This window comes from Pseudomonas sp. GV105 (assembly GCF_003058185.1).
GTDB lineage: Bacteria > Pseudomonadota > Gammaproteobacteria > Pseudomonadales > Pseudomonadaceae > Aquipseudomonas > Aquipseudomonas veronii.
Genome location: NZ_QBUF01000007.1, coordinates 234516 through 256654, shown reverse-complemented (window position 1 = coordinate 256654; position 22139 = coordinate 234516). Strand labels below are relative to the sequence as shown.

Below are 22139 nucleotides of genomic sequence, written 5' to 3'. Positions count from 1 at the left end.
CTCATGAAACTCATGAATAAAATCAGCCGAGAATAAATATGTGTCCGTCATCCCTACCGCCACTTGCCGTCACTACCAACGCTCCGTTTATCCCGCCTACTCCTGTACATAATCGTCAAAAACGAGAAGTTGAGACCTCAACTTCGTCACAAACTAATACGCCTCAGGGAACGCTTGGCGTTTCAGCGGGCGACACACCGATTAAAGGTCCTACGCCTGAAAACGAATTTGATTTTTCCAAGCAAGTCATTTTTGGATCAGTCTCCCCTTCTCCACCAACGGCGAGCTATACGCAGCGGGAGCGCACGCAGCGCATTGATGCCTATGCCGGGCGCGTCGTCACGCAGACAAATACGATAGAACGTGGTAACGAAGGCGAACGCAACATCAAATTTCAGAAGACTCGCCAGTTCCTCGAACCTGCTGGTTACTTTAGCGGAGGGTTAATGGCGGCCGGGTACGACCCGCATGAAAAAATCACAGTGACGTTCACCTCCTACAAAGGGGTCGGAAAACCCGAGGTGCTGACCGACACCGAAAAACGCACTTACTTTGCATGGGAAATCGCGGCGGGTGCTTTTGCGCACGACAAAGTGCAGCGAGGAGGCCCGCTCAACTTCCAGTTCATGGAGATCGCGCCACAAGACCGCAGCAAGGTCGCCGACTTGGAATTGCACGGGCAGAATCTTCAAAATCATTGGACACATGAAATAGCCAAGCCCATGAGCCACGAGTCGGGAGCACTGGCGATACGTTCAGGGAAAGCAGACGCCTATGTTGTACGGGGCACCTTGCAGAGCCTGGCGAATAATAAAGACAGTTTTGAAAAACTCACGCCTGCCAGCCAAGCGGCCGTAAAGCGTACATTAGAAAATAATGCACAAGTCATTATTCCCAACATCTACGGCTATCCACTGGCAGGCTATGCATTTATTCCTCATACCCCTTTTGACGGCAATTATGAGCATCGGCCCAACAAGGGTTTGATGCTTGATTTGAAGAACGGCGCAGTTCGTGAAATACACGGCGATGCGGATTTTGCCAACTGGGCAAAAGACAACCGGGAAAATGTGCAGCGCAGTTTCAACGCCAGCGACCGGCAAGGCGGCACAGATGCACATTGGCCCAAGGCGGGGGACGTACTCAACAATTTGATTGTCGACCCTCATGCAACCTACCCAGGGTATTCCAGTATATTCGCCGATAAAGCCGTGCCAGTGGCAGAGACATTCAACTATACCGAATCGCGAGGTGGCGATTACCGGTTGAAATACGGCAATCTGGATTCGGGTCTTGCAGGTAAATACCAAGAGGTGAACACAAACAATTCAGTATGGTCCGACCAAACTGAGGTGTTTGGTTCCACGCAACAAAGCTGGAAGGCTGCGAAGGACTTTTGGGGTAATACTTTCGGTTATATCCCCGTCGTCGGCAACGCAGGCAATATTTTTTTCGGCGCCCATGACTCGATCTATGGCATGACCGCCAATGATCGGGTTGGCGGCACTGCCGCAGCGGTGATATCAACTCTGCAACTGGGACACGAACTTGCGACAATAGGGCTGGAGTCTGGTTTAGGTAAGACCCCGGTCGTTGAACGCTACAGCTGGGAATATAACGAGCGTTCGAACGACATTGATTTGGTGCGAACCCCCAAGGTATCGAGCAATGACGCTGAAGTTCCGCGTTCCCATACTCTAGAGCCTGAGGTCAACTTGTTGCGCCCCAGCGAATCGGAGAATATCAGCGAGCATGCAATGCCGAACGGTGAGCAACTTATTGAACATATCCAACCCAATGCGAAAGGTATTTATCAGGTCAAGAATAAAACCAGCGGTGAGGATCAATGGTTTATCCGCTATACCGACGGCACAGGTTCGAGCAACGTGTATGAGATCAGAAGCGATTTCAAACTCAGCGACAATTATGTTCAAGTCATTAACCCAGGCACTCGCAAACCCGTGCTGACGGTCCATGCTGCAGGTGCTGGGCAGTGGAAGTCCGCGAGTGGCGATGGCGGAGTGAAATGGCCATGGCAGCGCTCGCCTTCGCCAACCCCCAGCACCGAATCAACATCCACCCCCAAGTTCTCAGAGCGCTTTGTTGATGATAAGGGCTCGAAAATTCTCGGCGCCGAGAAGTTTGACGACTACTTGAACCTGGACGAAAGCAAAAACTACCGATTCTACGACGACGTGTACGAAGAAGGCTCAAACATAAAAAGAAAACTGTCTGTTTCCTGGACAATCGACGACGGTAATTTCGCCGTCACCGAAGGAGAGAGAGCCAAACCTGACACTGGATACTCCGAAAGTTTTGCGCCTGACTTGAACCGAGAAATTTACTCCATCATAAAAAGAGAGAATGGTCATATCGTGCGAACCGAACTTGATTTCAGGGGAGGCGAAGCACATGAAACCATACAAAGCAGGCTGGCCGTACTTGAAGAGACTATTCCCGACGCTGATCTGAGAGCGCGTATTTCAGAGGTGGCTCACCAAGGCGCCACGCATCCAGCCTATCTGGAATTAATGCCACCGCAACTTAAAGACAACTACGGTGTTTCGGCAGGTCAAAAACATTTCATCATAGAGTATGATCCTTCACTGAATACGCACACTGTCAAGGCCACGACCAAATGGGTTCTTAAACTCAGAACCGAAGACGGCACAGTACCTAATCGAGACTTGGATATCACCAGCACGCGGGCATTCACGATACGTGAAAGTAATGAACTGAGTGGTGACACTTACACCATCGACCCGTCCGCGCCAACCCTGATTGAAGTGTCGACGCCAACACATATATAAGTGAGCCCCTACCTGATAAACCTGAACGGCGGTAACCTCGGGGACCGCCGTTTTCGTTTGGGCAGCCATACGCCGCCACTTCAGGGGTCTCCATGGAAAGAACCATCTTCAAACCGCTGCTCCTCGCTGCCGGCCTGCTGGCCTTTATGCCCATGGCCCAGGCGGCCAGCACCCTGGTCTACTGCTCCGAAGCCAGCCCCGCCGGCTTCGACCCCAGCCAGTACACCAGCGGCACCGATTTCGATGCCTCCGCCGAAACCGTGTTCAACCGCCTGACCCAGTTCAAGCGCGGCGGCACCGAGGTCGAACCCGGCCTGGCGACCCGTTGGGAGGTCTCCAACGACGGCCTGACGTACACCTTCCACCTGCGTGATGGCGTCAAGTTCCACACCACCGACTTCTTCACGCCCACCCGCGACTTCAACGCCGATGACGTGTTGTTCACCTTCAACCGCCTGCTGGATGCCGACAGCCCGTTTCGCAAGGCCTACCCGTCCGAGTCGCCGTATTTCACCGACATGGGTTTGAACACCACGATCAAAAGCGTCGACAAACTGGACGAGCACACCGTGCGCTTCAGCCTGAACAACGTCGATGCCTCGTTCGTACAGAACCTGGCAATGAGTTTCGCCTCAGTGCAATCGGCCGAGTACGCCGCGCAACTGCTGAAGACCGGCAACGCCGCAGACATCAACCAAAAACCGGTGGGCACCGGGCCTTTTGTGTTCAAGCGTTACCAAAAGGACTCGCAGATTCGCTACGTCGCCAATAAACAGTATTGGAAACCCGAGGATGTGAAGCTCGACAACCTGGTGTTCGCGATCACCCCGGACGCCGCGTCGCGCCTGCAGAAACTCAAGGCCGGCGAATGCCAGGTCAGCGGTTACCCGCGCCCTGCCGACATCGAGGTGATGAAACAAGACCCCAACCTGCGCGTGTTGCAGCAAGCAGGGTTCAACCTGGGTTTCCTGGCCTACAACGTGACGCATCCGCCGCTGGATCAACTCAAGGTGCGCCAGGCCCTGGACATGGCCATCGATAAACCGGCGATCATCAAGGCCGTGTACCAGAGCGCCGGGCAACTGGCGCAGAACGCATTGCCTCCGGCGCAGTGGTCTTATGACCCGACGATCAAGGATGCCCCGTTCGACCCGGCCAAAGCGCGGGCGCTACTAAAAGAAGCAGGGGTTGCACCCGGTACGACCATCAACTTGTGGGCGATGACCGTACAACGCGCGTCCAATCCGAATGCGCGAATGTCGGCACAAATGATCCAACAGGATTGGGCCAACATCGGCATCAAGGCCAACATCGTCAGCTATGAGTGGGGCGAATACATCAAGCGCGCCAAGAATGGCGAGCACGATGCGATGATTTACGGCTGGACCGGCGACAACGGCGACCCGGATAACTGGCTCGGCGTGCTCTACAGCTGTGCCGCGGTGAAGGGCAGCAACTACGCCAAATGGTGTAACCCGGCCTACGACAAGCTGGTGCAACAGGCCAAGGTCAGCAGCGACCGCGAGCAGCGTATCAAGTGGTATCAGCAGGCACAAAAAATCCTTAAAGAACAAGTACCTATAACGCCTATTGCGAACTCGACGGTTTTCCAGCCGCTTCGCAAGGAAGTGCGGGACTTCAAAATCAGCCCCTTTGGCCTGACGCCGTTCTACGGCGTGAGTCTCGATAAGTAACAGCAACGCCCCAATCGAGTGCATAACACGCCTCGATTGGGCCTTTTTGGTGCTCATGCGGCACCGAAAAAGCCCTCCAAATGTACGCATTTATGTCGAAACTTTCATATTTGCGACATTCTTGTACGTTCGTACCACTCTTTCATCCTTGCAACCGTTCAGCATCTTGCAATGGGTATGGCCCCTGCATAAGTATCCGCAGGCCGACTCACGAGGTCGCCCTCACTACCAAAAATGACAACAAATCATGAGGCCAACATGCTTAAACACGCAGTCATTCCGTTACTTGTTAGCGCTGGCCTTATGGCCGCAGCGCCTTTCGCCCAAGCGGCGACTAACCTGGTGTTCTGCTCCGAAGGGAGCCCGGCCGGTTTTGATCCAGGCCAGTACACCACCGGAACAGACTTCGATGCTTCGGCCGAAACCATGTTCAACCGTCTGAGCCAGTTCGAACGTGGCGGCACCGCCGTCGTTCCTGGCCTGGCCACCAGCTGGGACGTGTCCCCGGATGGCCTGACGTACACCTTCCACCTGCGCGAAGGCGTCAAGTTCCACACCACCCCGTACTTCAAGCCCACTCGCGAGTTCTCGGCCGACGACGTACTGTTCACCTTCAACCGGATGATCAACAAAGACGATCCGTTCCGTAAGGCCTACCCCACCGAGTTCCCGTACTTCACGGACATGGGGATGGACACCAACATCAAGAACATCGAGAAAGTCGATGCCCACACCGTCAAGTTCACCCTTGGCACCGTGGACGCCGCCTTCATCCAGAACCTGGCGATGAGCTTCGCGTCGATCCAGTCGGCCGAGTACGCCGCGCAACTGCTGAAAAACGGCACGCCGCAGGACATCAACCAGAAACCTGTCGGCACCGGCCCGTTCGTGTTCAAGAGCTACCAGAAAGACTCGAACATTCGTTACACCGGCAACAAGGACTACTGGAAACCTGAAGACGTGAAGATCGACAACCTGATCTTCGCCATCACCACCGACCCGTCGGTGCGTATCCAGAAGCTCAAGAAAAACGAATGCCAGATCACCCTGTTCCCCCGTCCGGCCGACCTCAAGGCACTGGGCGACGACAAGGACTTGAAACTGCCGAACCAGGCCGGTTTCAACCTGGGCTACATCGCTTACAACGTCATGCCGGTGCTCAAGGGCCAGACCGCGCCTAACCCGCTGTCCGACCTGCGCGTGCGCCAGGCGCTGGACATGGCGGTGAACAAGCAGCAGATCATCGACTCGGTGTACCAGGGCGCGGGCCAATTGGCGGTCAACGCCATGCCGCCGACCCAGTGGTCCTACGACACCACCATCAAAGATGCCCCGCACGACGTGGCCAAAGCCAAGGAACTGCTCAAGGAAGCCGGGATCAAGGACGGCACCGAGATCACCCTGTGGGCCATGCCGGTCCAGCGTCCGTACAACCCGAACGCCAAGCTGATGGCCGAGATGCTGCAGAACGACTGGAAACAGATCGGCCTGAAGGTCAACATCGTCAGCTACGAATGGGGCGAGTACATCAAGCGTTCCAAAGGCGGCGAGAACCAGGCCATGATCATTGGCTGGAGCGGCGACAATGGGGACCCGGACAACTGGCTGAACGTGCTGTTCGGCTGCGACTCGCTGTCCGGTAACAACTTCTCCAAATGGTGCGACAAGAAATTCGACGGCATCGTGAAAGAAGCCAAGGCCACCTCGGATGTCGCCAAACGCACCGAGCTGTATAAGCAGGCGCAACACATCCTCAAAGATGCAGTCCCGATGACACCTATCGCGCACTCGACGGTGTATCAACCCATGCGCAACACCGTACAGGACTTCAAGATCAGCCCGTTTGGCCTGAACTCGTTCTACGGCGTGAGCGTGAGCGGCAAGTAAGGAACGATGGCGGCGACGTTTCATAACGTCGCCGTTATTGCATCCGCCAGGCCAGTAGGAAACAGACCACATTCGCGCTCGCTGCCGTCCTACGGCAATGAACTTCGATTCGCGGCTCCGTTGCCTACAAGGTCAGTCAGATTTTGCGCATTTACTGCGAAGTCCTCGACCCCTAACGTCGTAGGACAGCAGAGGCTCCAATCTGATGGGCACTTGCTGTGCGTGGAATCAGTGATGTCCCCCTGGCCGTATGCCGGGGGGATTGCTCGCTGATGACAACTACAAACAAGGATCGGGATCGTCATGCGCCATACCACCGTTCTATCCGCAATTTTTGGCACCAGCCTGCTGGCTGTGGCCACGATGGGCCACGCCGCCGAAAAAAAGAGCCTGGTGTTTTGCTCTGAAGGCAGCCCGGCGGGCTTTGACACCGCGCAGTACACCACCGCCACCGACAACGATGCGGCCGAGCCGCTGTACAACCGCCTGGTTGAGTTTGAAAAGGGCGCGACCAGCGTCGTACCGGGGCTGGCAACCAAGTGGGATATTTCGCCAGATGGCCTGACCTACACCTTCCACCTGCGCGAAGGGGTGAAATTCCACAGCAATAAAGAGTTCAAGCCCACGCGGGACTTCAACGCCGACGACGTGTTGTTCACTTTCAACCGCATGCTTGACCCCGACCATCCATTTCGCAAGGCCTACCCCACCGAGTTTCCGTACTTCAACGGGATGAGCCTGAACAAGAACATCGCCAAGGTCGAGAAAACCGACCCGCACACCGTGGTGATGACACTGAACACGGTCGACGCGGCGTTCGTGCAAAATATCGCCATGAGCTTTGCCTCCATTCTGTCGGCCGAATACGCCGAGCAGTTGCTCAAGCAGGGCAAGCCCAGCGACATCAACCAGAAGCCGATCGGCACTGGCCCGTTCGTCTTCCAGCGCTACCAGAAAGACTCGCAGATCCGTTACGCCGGCAACAAACAGTACTGGGACCCGAGCCGGGTCAAGCTCGACCAGTTGATCTTCGCCATCAACACCGACGCGTCGGTGCGCGTGCAAAAGCTCAAGGCCGGCGAATGCCAGATCACCCTGCATCCGCGTCCGGCGGATGTCGACGCTCTCAAGGCCGACCCCAAGCTGCAACTGCTGACCAAGCCAGGTTTCAACCTCGGCTACATCGCCTACAACGTGCGCCACAAACCGTTCGACCAGCTCGAAGTGCGCCAGGCGCTGGACATGGCGGTGAACAAGCAGAGCATCCTCAACGCCGTGTACCAGGGCGCGGGGCAACTGGCGGTCAACGCCATGCCACCGACGCAGTGGTCTTACGACGACAGCATCAAAGACGCCGCCTACAACCCGGAAAAAGCCAAGGAACTGCTCAAGGCCGCCGGCGTGAAGGAAGGCACCGAGATCACCCTGTGGGCGATGCCGGTACAACGGCCGTACAACCCCAACGCCAAGCTGATGGCCGAGATGCTGCAGAACGACTGGGCCAAGATCGGCCTCAAGGTCAAGATCGTCAGCTACGAGTGGGGCGAGTACATCAAGCGCACCAAGAACGGTGAGCACGATATCAGCCTGATCGGCTGGACCGGCGACAACGGCGACCCGGACAACTGGTTGGGCACCCTCTACAGCTGCGACGCCATCGGCGGGAACAACTACTCCATGTGGTGCGACCCGGCATACGACAAGCTGATCAAGCAAGCCAAGGTCGTCACCGACCGCGAACAACGGACTGTTCTGTACAAACAGGCACAGCAACTGCTCAAAGCGCAGGTGCCGATCACACCCGTCGCCCACTCGACGGTCAACCAGCCGTTAAGCGCCAAAGTCGAAGGTTTCCAAGTGAGCCCCTTCGGCCGCAACGTGTTCTCGGGCGTCAGTATCACCCCATAAGAAAATAACCGGATTGCGGGGAGTGGATAACACTCTCCGGCAAACTTGCAGCCTTCTGTTGGGAAATTTCCTACAGCAAACGTTTGCAAATGCTTGAACGAGTTACACACCAATAGCCGGTTCGCCTAAAAGACCGGCATAAAAAAAGAGAACCAAAGGAGCTTCACCCATGAAACTGAGCAGCAAAGCGCTTCTGGCCCTGGCCATCAGCAGCATCACGGCGACCGCTTACGCGGAAACCCAGAGCCAGGACTTCGTTCCCACCACACTGGCCGGCACCAGCGCTCAAAGCGAAGCCAAGGGTTTTATCGAGGACTTCAGCCTGGGCGGCACCACGCGTAACTGGTACTCCCATGAAAGCAAGTACCGTGGGGGCACCTTCGAGTACAAGAAGCACGGCGAAACCCGCACCGACCGCAATCGTACCAACTGGGTACAGGGCACCATCCTCAACGCCAGCTCGGGTTTCACCCAGGGTACCGTGGGCGTCAAGACCGAATTGGCGGTCTACAACGCACTGGTCCTGGACCGCAGCAAGCGTGACATCAAGGGCGGCTCCAACCGTACCCTGGCCGACTCCAACGGCGATGCAGTCGACCAGTGGAGCAAACTGGGCCTGGCCAACGTGCAGTTCCGCGTCTCCAACACCACCCTGACCGCCGGTCGCCAGAACTTCAGCAGCGGCATCGTCGATACCATCGGCAACCGTGCGCTGCCTTCGAGCTTCGAAGGGGTGAGTTTCAACAGCGAAGAGTTCAGCAACCTGTCGTTCCAGGGCGGCGTGTTCGACCGCGTTTCGCCACGTACCGAACAGAGCCTGTCGAAATTCCGCAGTGAATACGGCAACGGCGCTGAAACCGACAAGGTGTCGACCCTGGGCCTGAACTACCAGCCGCTGAAAAGCCTGAAAACCAGCATCTTCGCCGCCAACGTCAAAGACTTCTGGAACCAGTACTACTTCGGCGCGACCCATGAACTGGGCGACAGCTCGGTATTGGGCCTGACCACCGGCCTGAACTACTACAAGACCGTCGACGAAGGCAAAAAGTTGATGGGCGAAATCGACAACGACACCTACTCGCTGTCGCTCGGCCTGACCCACCAGGCGCACAGTCTGACCTTCGCGTACCAGGCAGTGAACGGTAACGAGTACTTCGACTACCTGCACGAAACCAACGGCATCTACCTGGCCAACTCCCTGACCTCGGACTTCAACGGCCCGAACGAAAAGTCCTTCCAGATCGCCTACGCCATCAACATGGCCGAATACGGCGTGCCAGGCCTGAAGTTCAACGCTTACTCGGCGCGCGGCTGGGGCATCGACGGCACCCACTACACCGGCAACGGTGGTCGGGCCAAGTTCGCCTATGACGGCATCCAGAGCCAAGACGGCGAAAAACACCAGGAATACGGTGTAGGCGCCTCTTACGCAATCCAGAGCGGCCCACTCAAAGCCACGGCCATTCGTGCGACCTACGTTGAGCACCGTGGCAGTGAGTTCCAGTCCGACGGCAGCATCAAAGAGTTCCGTTTGGTCACCACCATCCCGTTCAACATCCTTTAATCAGCGCCAGGTAGACGGCGGGCTCAGGACGAGCCCGCCCTCTATGCTCGTCTGGTCCCATCGATTGCAGAGGGCTCCGAATGAACATGCTCCCGTTACAAGCTGCCATTGCCGCTGCGCTGTTGAGCGTGGCGGTCGGCATTTCGGCCAAACCGCTGGTGGTCTGCACCGAAGCCAGCCCGGAAGGTTTCGATCCGGTCCTGTACACCACGGCCGTCACCGCCGACGCCGCCGCCGAAACCCTGTTCAACCGCCTGGTGGACTTCAAGCCCGGCACCACCGAAGTGATCCCGGCGCTGGCCAAGGCCCTGCCGGAAATCAGCGCCGATGGCCTGACCTACACCTTCCACCTGCGTGACGACATCAAGTTCCACACCACCGACTATTTCAAACCCACGCGCAACCTGAACGCCGACGATGTGCTTTGGAGCTTCCAGCGCCAGCTGGACCCGAAACACCCGTGGCACACCAAGTCCAACGTGGGCTACCCGTACTTCGAAAGCATGGGCTTCAAGGAACTGCTCAAGAGCGTCGAGAAGACCGACGATCACACCGTGGTCTTCACCCTGACCCGTCCGGAAGCACCGTTCCTGGCCGACCTGGCCATGGCGTTTTCGTCGATCCACTCGGCCGAATACGCCGACCAGTTGCTCAAGTCCGGCAAGACCGATGACCTCAACGCCAAGCCGGTCGGCACCGGCCCGTTCATCTTCACCCGCTACGCCAAGGACGCCCAGGTGCGTTTCAAGGCCAACCCGGACTACTTCCGCGGCAAGCCGCCGGCCGACCCGCTGATCCTGGCGATCACCACCGACAACAACGTGCGCCTGCAGAAGCTCAAGGCCAACGAATGCCAGATCGCGCTGTATCCGAAGCCCGACGACATCCCGAGCATCAAGAAAGACCCGAACCTGAAGATCGATGGACTGGCGGCCATGACCACCAGCTACACTGCCTTGAACACCACCCACAAATACATGAGCGACGCGCGGGTGCGCCATGCGATCAACATCGCGTTCGACAAGGCCGGCTATACCAAAGCACTGTTTGGCGAAGGCAACGCAGTCGTGGGCACCGGCCCGTATCCGCCAACGCTGCTGGGCTTCAGCGACAAGCTGAAAAACCCGCCACGTGACCTGGACAAGGCTCGCGCCCTGCTCAAGGAAGCCGGCGTGCCGGAAGGCACCGAGTTCACCCTGTTCACTCGCGCCAACGGCGGCCCGACCAACCCCAACCCAATGATGGGCGCCCAGCGTATGCAGGCGGATCTAGCCCAGGTTGGCCTGAAGGTCAACATCAAGGTCATGGAATGGGGCGAGATGCTAAAGCGCGCCAAAGCGGGTGAGCACGACATGGTTTCCGCAGGCTGGGTAGGTGATAACGGCGACCCGGATAATTTCCTCACGCCCAACCTGAGTTGCGATGCGGCCAAGAACGGCGAAAACTACGCCCGTTGGTGCAATAAGGAATTTCAGGACCTGATCGACAAGGCGCGAGCCATCGCTGAACCCACCCAGCGCGCTGCACTCTATGAACAAGCACAGGACATTTTCGACAAGGACCAACCATGGCTTCCCATGGCTTACCCGAAACTGTTCGCCGCTATGCGCAAAAACGTAGAGGGCTTTACCCAAAGCCCTCTAGGTACCAATAACTTCGCCACCACCCAGGTGAAGTAAATAAGAAGAACGCTCGACACCGTCGACGTTGACGGTGTCGAACCTGCCTAACCGGCTGATTGAGGTACACCACAAGATGTTTAGTTTTATTGCCCGCCGATTGGGGTTATTGATCCCCACCTTCTTCGGCATCACGTTGCTGACGTTTGCGTTGATCCGCATGATTCCAGGCGACCCCGTAGAAGTCATGATGGGCGAACGCCGGGTCGACCCCGAGATGCACGCACAGGCAATGGAACGCCTTGGCCTTAACAAGCCGTTGTATGCGCAGTACCTGGACTACATCGGCAAGCTGGCCCAAGGCGACCTTGGCGAATCCCTGCGCACGCGCACCAGCGTGTGGACCGAGTTCACCGCACTCTTCCCGGCGACCCTGGAGCTGTCCATGGCCGCCCTGTTGTTCGCCGGTATCCTGGGCCTGTTGGCGGGGGTGATCGCGGCCTTGAAGCGAGGATCGCTGTTCGACCATGGGGTGATGGGCATCTCCCTCGCGGGCTATTCGATGCCGATCTTCTGGTGGGGCCTGATCCTGATCATGTTCTTCTCGGTGAGCCTGGGCTGGACCCCGGTTTCCGGGCGTATCGACCTGCTCTACGACATCGAGCCGCGCACCGGCTTCATGCTGATCGACACCCTGCTGGCCAACGAGCCAGATGCGTTCTGGGACGCCCTGCACCACCTGATCCTGCCGGCCATCGTGCTCGGCACCATCCCGCTGGCGGTGATTGCGCGGATGACCCGTTCGTCGATGCTCGAAGTGTTGCGCGAAGACTACATCCGCACCGCCAAGGCCAAAGGCCTGTCGCCGGCGCGCGTGGTGTTCGTGCATGGCCTGCGGAACGCGCTGATCCCGGTGCTCACCGTGGTCGGCCTGCAAGTCGGCACCCTGCTGGCCGGTGCGGTATTGACCGAAACCATCTTCTCGTGGCCCGGCATCGGCAAATGGCTGATCGAAGCCATTGGCGCGCGGGACTACCCGGTGGTGCAAAACGGCATCCTGCTGATCGCCTGCCTGGTGATCCTGGTGAATTTCGTGGTGGATATCCTCTACGGCTTCGTCAACCCACGTATCCGTCACCAGCGCTGAGATCATGACCATGACCACACCTACTCCAGTGTCAGCAGTCGATCAGAGCCTGCTGTACCCGTCGCCGTACAAAGAATTTTGGCAAGCCTTCTCCAAGAACAAAGGTGCGGTTGCCGGCCTGCTGTTCATGTTGCTGATCGTGTTCTGCGCGCTGTTCGCCCCGTGGGTGGCGCCGCATAACCCCAGCGAACAATATCGCGACTTCCTGCTGACCCCGCCGTCGTGGCTGGAAGGCGGGCAGATCCAGTTCCTGCTCGGCACCGACGAACTCGGCCGTGACTTGCTCTCGCGCTTGATCCAAGGCTCGCGCCTGTCGCTGCTGATCGGTTTGTCGTCGGTGGTGATGTCGCTGATTCCGGGCATCCTGCTCGGGCTGTTCGCCGGGTTCTTCCCGCGCCTGCTCGGCCCGACCATCATGCGCCTGATGGACATCATGCTGGCCCTGCCATCGCTGCTGCTGGCCGTCGCCATTGTCGCGATCCTCGGCCCTGGCCTGATCAACACCGTGATCGCCATCGCCATCGTGTCGCTGCCGTCCTACGTGCGTCTGACCCGCGCCGCGGTGATGGGCGAACTCAACCGCGACTACGTGACCGCCGCCCGCCTCGCCGGTGCCGGCCTGCCGCGCCTGATGTTCATCACCGTGCTGCCCAACTGCATGGCGCCGCTGATCGTGCAGGCGACCTTGAGTTTCTCTTCGGCGATCCTCGATGCCGCCGCGCTGGGCTTCCTCGGCCTGGGCGTGCAACCGCCAACGCCGGAGTGGGGCACCATGCTGGCTTCGGCCCGTGACTACATCGAACGCGCCTGGTGGGTCGTGAGCCTGCCGGGTCTGACCATTTTGCTCAGCGTGCTGGCAATCAACCTGATGGGCGACGGCCTGCGCGACGCGCTGGACCCGAAACTCAAGAACGCCGCCTGAGGAGATTCCCATGTCACTGTTAGAAATCAAGAATCTCAACGTGCGCTTCGGCGACAAGACCGCCGTGCCGGTGGTCGATGGCCTCGACATTTGCGTCGACAAAGGCGAAGTCCTGGCGATCGTGGGCGAGTCGGGCTCGGGTAAATCCGTGACCATGATGGCGCTGATGGGCCTGATCGAACACCCCGGCATCGTCACCGCCGACGCCCTGAACTTCGACGGCAAGGACATGCTCAAGCTGAGCAACCGCCAGCGTCGGCAGATCGTCGGCAAAGACCTGGCGATGGTGTTCCAGGACCCGATGACCGCGCTGAACCCCAGCTACACCGTGGGTTTCCAGATCGAAGAAGTGCTGCGCCTGCACCTGAAGATGTCCGGCAAGCAAGCGCGCAAGCGTGCCATCGAACTGCTGGAAAAAGTCGAGATCCCCGGCGCCGCCAGCCGGATGGATGCCTACCCGCACCAACTGTCCGGCGGTATGAGCCAACGCGTGGCCATCGCCATGGCGATTGCCGGCGAGCCGAAGTTGCTGATCGCCGACGAACCGACCACCGCCTTGGACGTGACCATCCAGGCCCAGATCATGGACCTGCTGCTGGCCCTGCAGAAAGAGCAGAACATGGGCCTGGTGCTGATCACCCACGACCTCGCGGTCGTCGCGGAAACCGCCCAGCGCGTGTGTGTGATGTATGCCGGCCAAGCCGTGGAAGTCGGCCAGGTACCGCAACTGTTCGACATTCCGGCGCATCCTTACAGCGAAGCACTGCTCAAGGCGATTCCGGAACACAGCCTCGGTGCCGCGCGCCTGGCCACGCTGCCCGGCATCGTGCCCGGCCGTTATGACCGCCCGCAAGGCTGCCTGCTGTCGCCGCGTTGCCCCTACGTGCAAGACAGCTGCCGCCAGACCCGCCCGGGCCTGGACCCTAAATCGAACAGCCTCGCGCGCTGCTTCTACCCCTTGAACCAGGAGGTGGCGTAATGGCCGTCGTTCTTACCGCCCGCGACCTGACCCGTCACTACGAAGTGTCCCGAGGCCTGTTCAAGGGCCACGCCACCGTGCGCGCCCTCAATGGCGTGTCCTTCGAACTGGAAGCCGGCAAGACCCTCGCCGTGGTGGGCGAGTCGGGCTGCGGCAAATCCACCCTGGCCCGTGCGCTGACGCTGATTGAAGAGCCGTCGTCGGGCTCGTTGAAAATCGCCGGCCAGGAAGTCGCTGGCGCCGACAAGGCGCAGCGCAAGCAATTGCGCAAAGACGTGCAGATGGTATTCCAAAGCCCGTATGCCTCGTTGAACCCGCGGCAGAAAGTCGGCGACCAACTGGCTGAACCGCTGCTGATCAACACCCACCTGTCCGCCGCCGAACGCCGCGAAAAGGTCCAGGCGATGATGAAGCAGGTGGGCCTGCGCCCTGAGCACTATCAGCGCTACCCGCACATGTTCTCCGGCGGCCAGCGCCAACGGATCGCCCTGGCCCGGGCGATGATGCTGCAACCCAAAGTGCTGGTGGCGGATGAGCCGACCTCGGCACTGGACGTGTCGATCCAGGCCCAGGTGCTCAACCTGTTCATGGACCTGCAGCAGGAATTCAACACCGCCTACGTGTTCATTTCCCACAACCTCGCGGTGGTGCAACACGTCGCCGACGACGTGATGGTGATGTACCTCGGGCGCCCGGTGGAAGTCGGCCCCAAGGGCGACATCTACGCGCGCCCCCTGCACCCGTACACCCAGGCGCTGCTGTCGGCCACACCGACCATCCACCCGGACCCGAACAAGCCGAAGATCAAAATCGTCGGCGAGCTGCCCAACCCGCTGAACCCGCCGTCCGGCTGCGCTTTCCACAAGCGCTGCCCGTATGCGACGGCGCGGTGCAGCAGCGAGGAGCCGCAGTTGCGGGCGTTGGATAACCGCCAGGTGGCTTGCCACTATGCGGAGCAGTTCGTCGCCTGAAACGAGCGTCGCGCTCCCCTGTGGGGGGCGCGGTGACACCGCGTTCTACAGCCCTTCCCGTCAGGTTGCGCATCAGCCTGGCGGGAGGGGCTTTTTTTGCCTGTGAGACCAAAAGTGCCACTTCTGAAATTGAGGATACATCCTGTGCACTGGATGTATCTGAAACGGCATAGCTATATGTTGGGAGCTATCAGTTCTTCTAACTCAGACACCTGAGATAGAAAAGTCAGATATTCAACAGCGCCAACTTTTTCTATCCCCGCAAGTGTACGTTGACCGCCTAATGCAAGAGCGGGCGTGAATCCGTACATTTCGCCTTCATGCAATCTGCCCAATTTATTTTTTGCGACAGCAAACAAATTCTCATAGTCGTTACTTTTAACCGTCAAGCCACTAAAAAAACACCGCACCCCAAAGTCAAGCTGATCGCCTGTAAACATTGACTCTCGACAAATGTAATAAGCATCTACCGAAGATATTTTTAGAGAGTATCCTGACTGTTCCCCCCACAAATACAAAGTGCCAAAAGCGCTTCGAGCAATGACATGGTACACATCGGTGCCCCATAGCTTTGTTCCTTTAAGCCATTCACTGACAATAGATTCATACTCTTGTGGATTTACGCTCCAGAAAATACCGCCTGCATACCCACACCACCCATAGACTTCCCAATAGGTTAATAGCTGGTCAGGCAATTTCCCCCTATACTGCTCGATGGTCGAGGAGGAAACGGACCTTCGATCAAAACCAGGACCGAAAGTACTTAGAAAAAAATCGAAATCTTCGTCCATAAAATCACCTATTTACACCGTTTCAACTGGGTATTGATTTTTGTACGCTCCTGCTCCATCTGAGCAATACTACCCGCAACCTTATCCAACTCATAAACCCTACTTCGCCATTGAGCACCAATACTTGAATTTACTTGCCGATCGCCAAACCCACCAATAACATCCTTGCCACCTGAATAAAGATCCGGATTATGAAGAGCGGCTAATTTTTTCATTTTTTCGCTCGCCACTTCTGATGCCTTTGACATAGCGCTAGCGGGTGAAAGACCTTCCGAGCGAAATTTCTCGAATAGTTGACTTTGAACATTATTTTGAAGGTCTATACGGGCCTCTTTGGCGACTCTTGGATCACGTACACTAAGCCGATCTTTGAACGCCTCCCGCGTTTAAGATATTCCGCCACCGTCAGATTGTTAAGCCCTTTTTCTTGTCCTGCCAATTGCCGATCAAACTCCGGAATCTTTGAAGAAGGCATATTGGCGGCGCTAAAGCAGGGTACTTTGACGAGCGGCATGACCTTGGGTTTAGGTGATGGCTGATCGGTATTCGCGCGCCGAGAAGGCGTCGACTGCTCCGGTGTCCCCAATACCCCCTTACGTGGCTCCCGCGGCTGTAAGTCTGGATGCTGTTTCAATCGTTCTTCATGCTTGAGCATCCATTGCGCTAATCGGCCTCCTCGACGGCTATTGCTCATTTGGCTGGCGAGTAGTGTGGCCTCGCCCCGTCCTCGGGTCAGATAGGCAACAATCGCGCTCAAGAGCAAAAGAATGACGGCGGTGTGGGCACTGGCAATTTCTGTAGAAGCATGATGCACACTGCCGTATTCGCACCCCGGCCCCATGCCTCCCAACACACCAGTTGCCGGCGCTCGAGAACCTTCCCAAGCGATTTTGATGCCTCGCAAGTACTGCTCAATGATGGTAGGCAGACCCTCTAGAAAAAACTCGGCGATGGATTGAAGTCCAAGAATCGCCAGTATCCAAGTGCCCGCCTGTGCGCCAAGGCTAGCCCCGACTATCGCACCAGGGAGCGCACCTGCGCCAAAACCCAGTGCTCCAATCCCGCCGCCGATAGCCGCTCCGGTTAATGCAGCGCCAACCAGGATCATTGCCATATCGGTCACAGTGCTGATCAGGTCGTCAATAACGGCATTTAAATCGATATCGGCGAAGCGATCGTGCAAGTTCCGCACTGTCTTTGTACGGGCGAGAAAGAACGCTCGGTCAACGAATTTGAGGCGTTGCGGGATAAGCCGTGGATTGAACGTGTGTTGCTCATAGTTCCCGCAGAATGGTGCTTGGGCAGAGTGCTGAGTTTGTAGGTGGCTGGGGAAGGGGCTAAGAAGGTGGTTTTCAATCTGTTTCCATGACGGTACGTAATGCCAACCATCCATTTTTCTTGCTCCCCAATCTGCCTGCATGGGTATAACCCGTTGCTTTTCAGGGGAGGCTAACGAGCTAGTACGAGCAATTGTGGGGATGTCTTAAATCAGGAACGGTCCGACTTCTTTCTGGAAAAAACTTACAGAAATTACTATCCCCCATCCACGAGTAACGGAAAAAGGCCCGCGCCTTGATGCTACAACCGAAAGTGCTGGTGGCGGATGAACCGACCATCCACCCGGACCCGAACAAGCCGAAGATCAAGATCGTCGGCGAACTGCCCAACCCGCTGAACCCGCCGTCCGGCTGCGCTTTCCACAAGCGCTCCCCTGTGGGGGCGCGGTGACACAGCGTTCTACAGCCCTTCCCGTCAGGTTGCGCATCAGCCTGGCGGGAGGGGCTTTTTGCAGGGTCTACGTCTGGCTATCGCCTTCATCATCCGGGTTGTCATCGCCCGGTTCGTCGGTGGTGGAGTCGTCATCGCCCTTGCTGCCGCCCTGGTCCTCATCGCCGGGCTCCGCTTCAGACTTGGCCAGTTGCAGGCCCTTGGCCTGCCCACTCTGCAGAGCAGACACCGCCGCCCCGCTCTGCACCGGGTTATGTGCCCAGGCCGTCGACATTCCCAATGACAACAGCACCAGCACCTTCAGTAACAGCACGACTCGTTGAACAATACTCATGGTTGATCCCCTCCAGTCAGTAGGTGAATCCCGCACGACCGCTGTTTAGCGCCGCCAGCGTTGAAGCTAGTCCCGATGCCGGGTTCTCGCCAATCCCCACATCGGGTGGAGATCAAAAAATGTGGGAGAGCAAGTCGAACCGTAGCACCGCCCCTCCCACCTCTGGTTTTGCAGCGCCCATGAAAAAGGGCGAAGCCATGACAGCTTCGCCCTCTTGTTCACCGCTCAGAGCTTAATGGTGCTCGCGAGTAGCGCGGAATTTCACATCCGGCCAACGCTCTTCCATCAGCGCCAGGTTGACCCGGGTCGGCGCCAGGTAGGTCAGGTGACCGCCGCCGTCGACCGCGAGGTTTTCCACGGCTTTGTTGGAGAACTCTTCCAACTTCTTCTTATCGCTGCACTCGATCCAGCGCGCGGAGTACACGGTGATCGGCTCGTAGGAGCATTCGACCTTGTATTCCTCTTTCAAGCGACTGGCGACCACATCGAACTGCAGCACACCGACGGCGCCGAGGATGATGTCGTTGCTGCGCTCGGGGAAGAACACCTGGGTCGCGCCCTCTTCCGCCAGTTGCTGCAAGCCTTGGCGCAGTTGCTTGGATTTCAGCGGGTCGCGCAGGCGCACGCGGCGGAACAGTTCCGGGGCGAAGTGCGGGATGCCGGTGAAGCCCAGCGTTTCGCCTTCGGTGAAGGTGTCGCCGATCTGGATGGTGCCGTGGTTGTGCAAGCCGATGATGTCGCCGGCGTAGGCTTCTTCGAGCTGTTCACGCTCGGAGGAGAAGAACGTCAGGGCATCGCCGATTCGCACGTCCTTGCCGGTGCGAACGTGGCGCATCTTCATGCCTTTTTCGTACCTGCCGGAGCAGATTCGCATAAAGGCGATACGGTCGCGGTGTTTGGGGTCCATGTTCGCCTGGATCTTGAACACGAAGCCCGAGAATTTCTCTTCCACCGGCTCCACGGTGCGCTCGTTGGCGACCCGGGCCAGCGGGCGCGGGGCCCAGTCAACCACGGCGTCGAGCACGTGGTCGACACCGAAGTTGCCCAATGCGGTACCGAAGAACACCGGGGTCAGTTGGCCGTCGAGGAATTCCTGCTGGTTGAACTCGTGGCAGGCGCCCTGCACCAGTTCCAGCTGGTCGACGAAGCGGTCGTACTCATCGCCCAAGTGGGCGCGGGCTTCGTCGGAGTCGAGCTTCTCGATGATTTTCACATCGGTGCGTTCGTGACCGTGGCCGGCGGTGTAGACAATGATGTAGTCGTCGGCCAGGTGGTACACGCCCTTGAAGTCGCGGTAGCAACCGATCGGCCAGGTAATCGGCGCCGCCTTGATCTTCAGCACCGCTTCGATTTCGTCGAGCAGCTCGATCGGATCGCGGATGTCGCGGTCGAGTTTGTTGATAAAGCTGACGATCGGCGTGTCGCGCAGGCGGCAGACGTCCATCAACGCAATCGTGCGCGGCTCGACGCCCTTACCGCCGTCGAGGACCATCAAGGCCGAGTCCACCGCGGTCAGGGTGCGGTAGGTGTCTTCGGAGAAGTCTTCGTGGCCCGGGGTGTCGAGCAGGTTGATCATGTGATCGCGATACGGGAACTGCATGACCGACGTGGTAATGGAAATACCCCGTTGTTTTTCCATTTCCATCCAGTCGGAGGTGGCATGGCGGTCGGATTTGCGGGATTTCACCGTGCCGGCCACTGCGATCGCCTTGCCCATCAGCAAGAGCTTCTCGGTGATGGTGGTTTTACCGGCATCGGGGTGGGAAATAATGGCGAAAGTGCGGCGTTTCGCGACTTCGGCGGCCTGGTGGGTCATGGGAAATCGCCTGGCAGGTGAGTCAAAAAAGGGCGGCGAGTATAGCGCAAACCCAGGGTGCCGGACCACCGTTCACCCGGTTGGGGGTGGCTAAATACTGCCAAGTATGGAACCTTTTAAAAGGTAGAGACGTCCACTCCCCTGCAACCGCACTCGAAACAGGGGCTGAAAAATCAGCAAGTTAGCCTGACGAGGCTGCGCTCATGGCTTGACCTCATGCCGCTTTTGCCGGCATGGGCGAGCTGCTTTTCGCGACCACATTCAACGGCAGCCAGCAGTGGCATGCCACGCAGGAATGTGTTCGCCGACAGAAGAAAAAAGGAGTCCGCCTGTGGCTATTCGCTATGGCAAAGGGCTGATAGGAGGAGCGGTTGTCGTCGCTCTCCTGGCCCTGCTGATCCACTGGATCGGCATCAACACCATCGAACTGTACCGCGACGATTTGTTGTTTTACCTGCAAGCTCACCTGATTCTCGTCCTAGTCTCCATGCTGGCCGCCCTGATTGTGGGCCTCCCCGCCGGTATCCTGCTCAGCCGCCCGAACATGGTCGGGCGCGCCGAACGCTTCATGCAGATCTTCAACATCGGCAACACCGTCCCTCCCCTGGCCGTACTGGCCATCGCCCTCGGCGTCCTCGGCATCGGCAGCGGCCCGGCGATCTTCGCGCTGTTCCTCGCTTCATTGCTGCCCATCGTGCGCAACACCTACGAAGGCCTGAAAAACGTCCAGGGCTCGCTGAAAGAAGCCGCCACCGGCATCGGCATGACCCCGCGCCAGGTGCTGTTTCGCGTCGAATTGCCGAACGCCGTGCCGATCATCATCGGCGGCGTGCGCGTGGCCCTGGCGATCAACGTCGGCACCGCGCCGCTGGCATTCCTGATCGGCGCCAACAGCCTGGGCAGCCTGATCTTCCCCGGCATCGCCCTGAACAATCAGCCGCAATTGCTGCTCGGCGCCGCGTGTACCGCGCTGTTGGCCCTGCTGCTCGACGGTCTGGTGACCATGGGCAGCCGCCTCTGGCTGGAACGCGGAGTGCGTGCGTCTTAAGGCTCGGCAAAGGAATTCACATGAAAAAACTGACATTGATATTGAGCTGCGTCCTGCTGTTTGCAGGGGTTGCGCAAGCCGCTGAAAAACCGGTCATCCGCATCGGCGCACGGGTGTTCACTGAACAGACCCTGCTCGCCGAAATCACTTCCCAGTACCTGCGCACCAAGGGTTACGACACCCGCGTGACCGGCGGCCTGGGCAGCAACCTGGCGCGCAGTGCCCAGGAAAGCGGGCAACTGGACCTGATCTGGGAATACACCGGCGTGTCGCTGGTGGCCTACAACCATGTGGACGAGAAGCTCGACAGCGAACAGTCCTACGCTCGGGTAAAAGAACTCGACGCGAAAAAAGGCCTGGTCTGGCTTTCGCCATCGAAATTCAGCAACACCTACGCGCTGGCATTGCCTGAGAACGTGGCCCAGGAATTCCCGCAGATCAACACGATCAGCGATCTGACCCAAGCCCTCGCGGAAAAAACCAAGGCCACGCGCCTGGTGGCCCTGGACACCGAGTTCGCCAACCGTTCCGACGGCATGGGCGGCATGGTCAAGCTCTACGACATGAACCTGACCCGCAAAAACACCCGGCAGATGGACGCCGGCCTGGTCTACACCGCGTTGCGTAACGGCCAGGTGTTTGCCGGCTTGGTGTACACCACTGACGGGCGCCTGAATGCCTTCAAATTGAAGCTGCTCGAAGACGACAAGCACTACTTCCCGGACTACACCGCCGCGCCGGTGGTGCGTCAGGTTTATCTCGACGCCCATCCTGAACTGGCCGCCGATCTGAAGCCGCTGGCTGCCCTGTTCGACGACGCAACCATGCGCCAGCTGAACGCGCGGGTCGACGTCGGCCATGAAAGCCCGTCAGCTGTTGCCGCCGATTTCCTGCGCCAACACCCCATCCACTAACGAGGAG

17 protein-coding genes and 1 pseudogene are annotated in these 22139 nt (G+C 58.2%); 13 read left to right on the top strand and 5 right to left on the bottom strand.

The genetic code is table 11. The annotated features are described in order from the left end of the window. Positions 1-38 precede the first annotated feature (38 nt). The 10 genes from C8K66_RS15890 (at position 39) to C8K66_RS15845 (ending at position 15501) form a co-directional block, all read left to right on the top strand. Positions 39-2810: a hypothetical protein gene (locus C8K66_RS15890; protein ID WP_186355021.1), complete on the top strand. Its 2772-nt coding sequence runs from the start codon at positions 39-41 to the stop codon at positions 2808-2810. A 92-nt stretch (positions 2811-2902) separates the two neighbouring features. Next, positions 2903-4504, top strand: a complete 1602-nt coding sequence (locus C8K66_RS15885; protein WP_046384705.1) for an ABC transporter substrate-binding protein — start codon at positions 2903-2905, stop codon at positions 4502-4504. 258 nt (positions 4505-4762) lie between these two features. Beyond that, on the top strand, positions 4763-6391 hold the full coding sequence (locus tag C8K66_RS15880) for an ABC transporter substrate-binding protein (protein WP_057004240.1): 1629 nt from the start codon (positions 4763-4765) through the stop codon (positions 6389-6391). A 363-nt stretch (positions 6392-6754) separates the two neighbouring features. Beyond that, positions 6755-8299, top strand: coding sequence for an ABC transporter substrate-binding protein (locus C8K66_RS15875; RefSeq protein ID WP_371928142.1), 1545 nt, complete (start codon positions 6755-6757; stop codon positions 8297-8299). Positions 8300-8468: 169 nt separating this feature from the next. Then, the gene (locus tag C8K66_RS15870; RefSeq protein WP_046384708.1) at positions 8469-9863 is read left to right on the top strand and encodes an OprD family outer membrane porin; all 1395 of its coding nucleotides are present in this window, start codon (positions 8469-8471) and stop codon (positions 9861-9863) included. 80 nt (positions 9864-9943) lie between these two features. Then, complete coding sequence (locus tag C8K66_RS15865) at positions 9944-11542, top strand: ABC transporter substrate-binding protein (protein WP_057004238.1); 1599 nt, start codon at positions 9944-9946, stop codon at positions 11540-11542. 76 nt (positions 11543-11618) lie between these two features. Next, entirely contained in the window at positions 11619-12629 is a 1011-nt protein-coding gene (locus C8K66_RS15860; RefSeq protein WP_046384710.1) for an ABC transporter permease subunit, read from the top strand. 10 nt (positions 12630-12639) lie between these two features. After that, positions 12640-13551 carry an ABC transporter permease subunit gene (locus tag C8K66_RS15855; RefSeq protein ID WP_026139829.1) on the top strand — a complete coding sequence of 304 codons (912 nt, stop codon included), beginning with the start codon at positions 12640-12642 and terminating at the stop codon, positions 13549-13551. Positions 13552-13561: 10 nt separating this feature from the next. Beyond that, positions 13562-14530 (top strand): ABC transporter ATP-binding protein, encoded by a 969-nt coding sequence (locus C8K66_RS15850; protein ID WP_046488134.1) that lies wholly within the window; start codon positions 13562-13564, stop codon positions 14528-14530. Further along, positions 14530-15501: a peptide ABC transporter ATP-binding protein gene (locus C8K66_RS15845; protein WP_017845442.1), complete on the top strand. Its 972-nt coding sequence runs from the start codon at positions 14530-14532 to the stop codon at positions 15499-15501. The genes C8K66_RS15850 and C8K66_RS15845 overlap by 1 nt, the downstream gene beginning before the upstream one ends. A 173-nt stretch (positions 15502-15674) precedes the next feature. Here C8K66_RS15845 and C8K66_RS15840 read toward each other — a convergent pair whose 3' ends face one another. The 3 genes from C8K66_RS15840 to C8K66_RS15835 are packed head-to-tail and all read right to left on the bottom strand — an operon-like array spanning position 15675 to position 17712. Then, entirely contained in the window at positions 15675-16292 is a 618-nt protein-coding gene (locus C8K66_RS15840; RefSeq protein WP_108525359.1) for a GAD-like domain-containing protein, read from the bottom strand. 8 nt (positions 16293-16300) lie between these two features. Then, positions 16301-16615, bottom strand: a complete 315-nt coding sequence (locus tag C8K66_RS31320) for a polymorphic toxin type 15 domain-containing protein (protein ID WP_256590945.1) — start codon at positions 16613-16615, stop codon at positions 16301-16303. After that, a complete protein-coding gene (locus C8K66_RS15835) occupies positions 16612-17712 on the bottom strand; it encodes a DUF6861 domain-containing protein (protein ID WP_256590936.1) in 1101 nt (366 codons plus the stop codon). The genes C8K66_RS31320 and C8K66_RS15835 overlap by 4 nt, the downstream gene beginning before the upstream one ends. 188 nt (positions 17713-17900) lie before the next feature. Here C8K66_RS15835 and C8K66_RS15830 point away from each other — a divergent pair. Further along, positions 17901-18005: pseudogene (locus C8K66_RS15830) on the top strand (dipeptide ABC transporter ATP-binding protein); the annotation flags it as partial. Between the two features lie 82 nt (positions 18006-18087). On the opposite strand, the gene C8K66_RS15825 reads toward C8K66_RS15830, so the two are convergent. Both C8K66_RS15825 and C8K66_RS15820 read right to left on the bottom strand, forming a co-directional pair. After that, positions 18088-18354: a hypothetical protein gene (locus tag C8K66_RS15825; RefSeq protein ID WP_046488130.1), complete on the bottom strand. Its 267-nt coding sequence runs from the start codon at positions 18352-18354 to the stop codon at positions 18088-18090. 232 nt (positions 18355-18586) lie between these two features. Beyond that, positions 18587-20170 (bottom strand): peptide chain release factor 3, encoded by a 1584-nt coding sequence (locus C8K66_RS15820; RefSeq protein ID WP_017845444.1) that lies wholly within the window; start codon positions 20168-20170, stop codon positions 18587-18589. Positions 20171-20501: 331 nt separating this feature from the next. Here C8K66_RS15820 and C8K66_RS15815 point away from each other — a divergent pair, with 331 nt between their 5' ends. Both C8K66_RS15815 and C8K66_RS15810 read left to right on the top strand, forming a co-directional pair. Then, a complete protein-coding gene (locus C8K66_RS15815; protein ID WP_046384714.1) occupies positions 20502-21218 on the top strand; it encodes an ABC transporter permease in 717 nt (238 codons plus the stop codon). 20 nt (positions 21219-21238) lie between these two features. Continuing rightward, positions 21239-22132 carry a glycine betaine ABC transporter substrate-binding protein gene (locus C8K66_RS15810; RefSeq protein ID WP_046384715.1) on the top strand — a complete coding sequence of 298 codons (894 nt, stop codon included), beginning with the start codon at positions 21239-21241 and terminating at the stop codon, positions 22130-22132. The last annotated feature ends 7 nt before the right edge of the window (positions 22133-22139 follow it).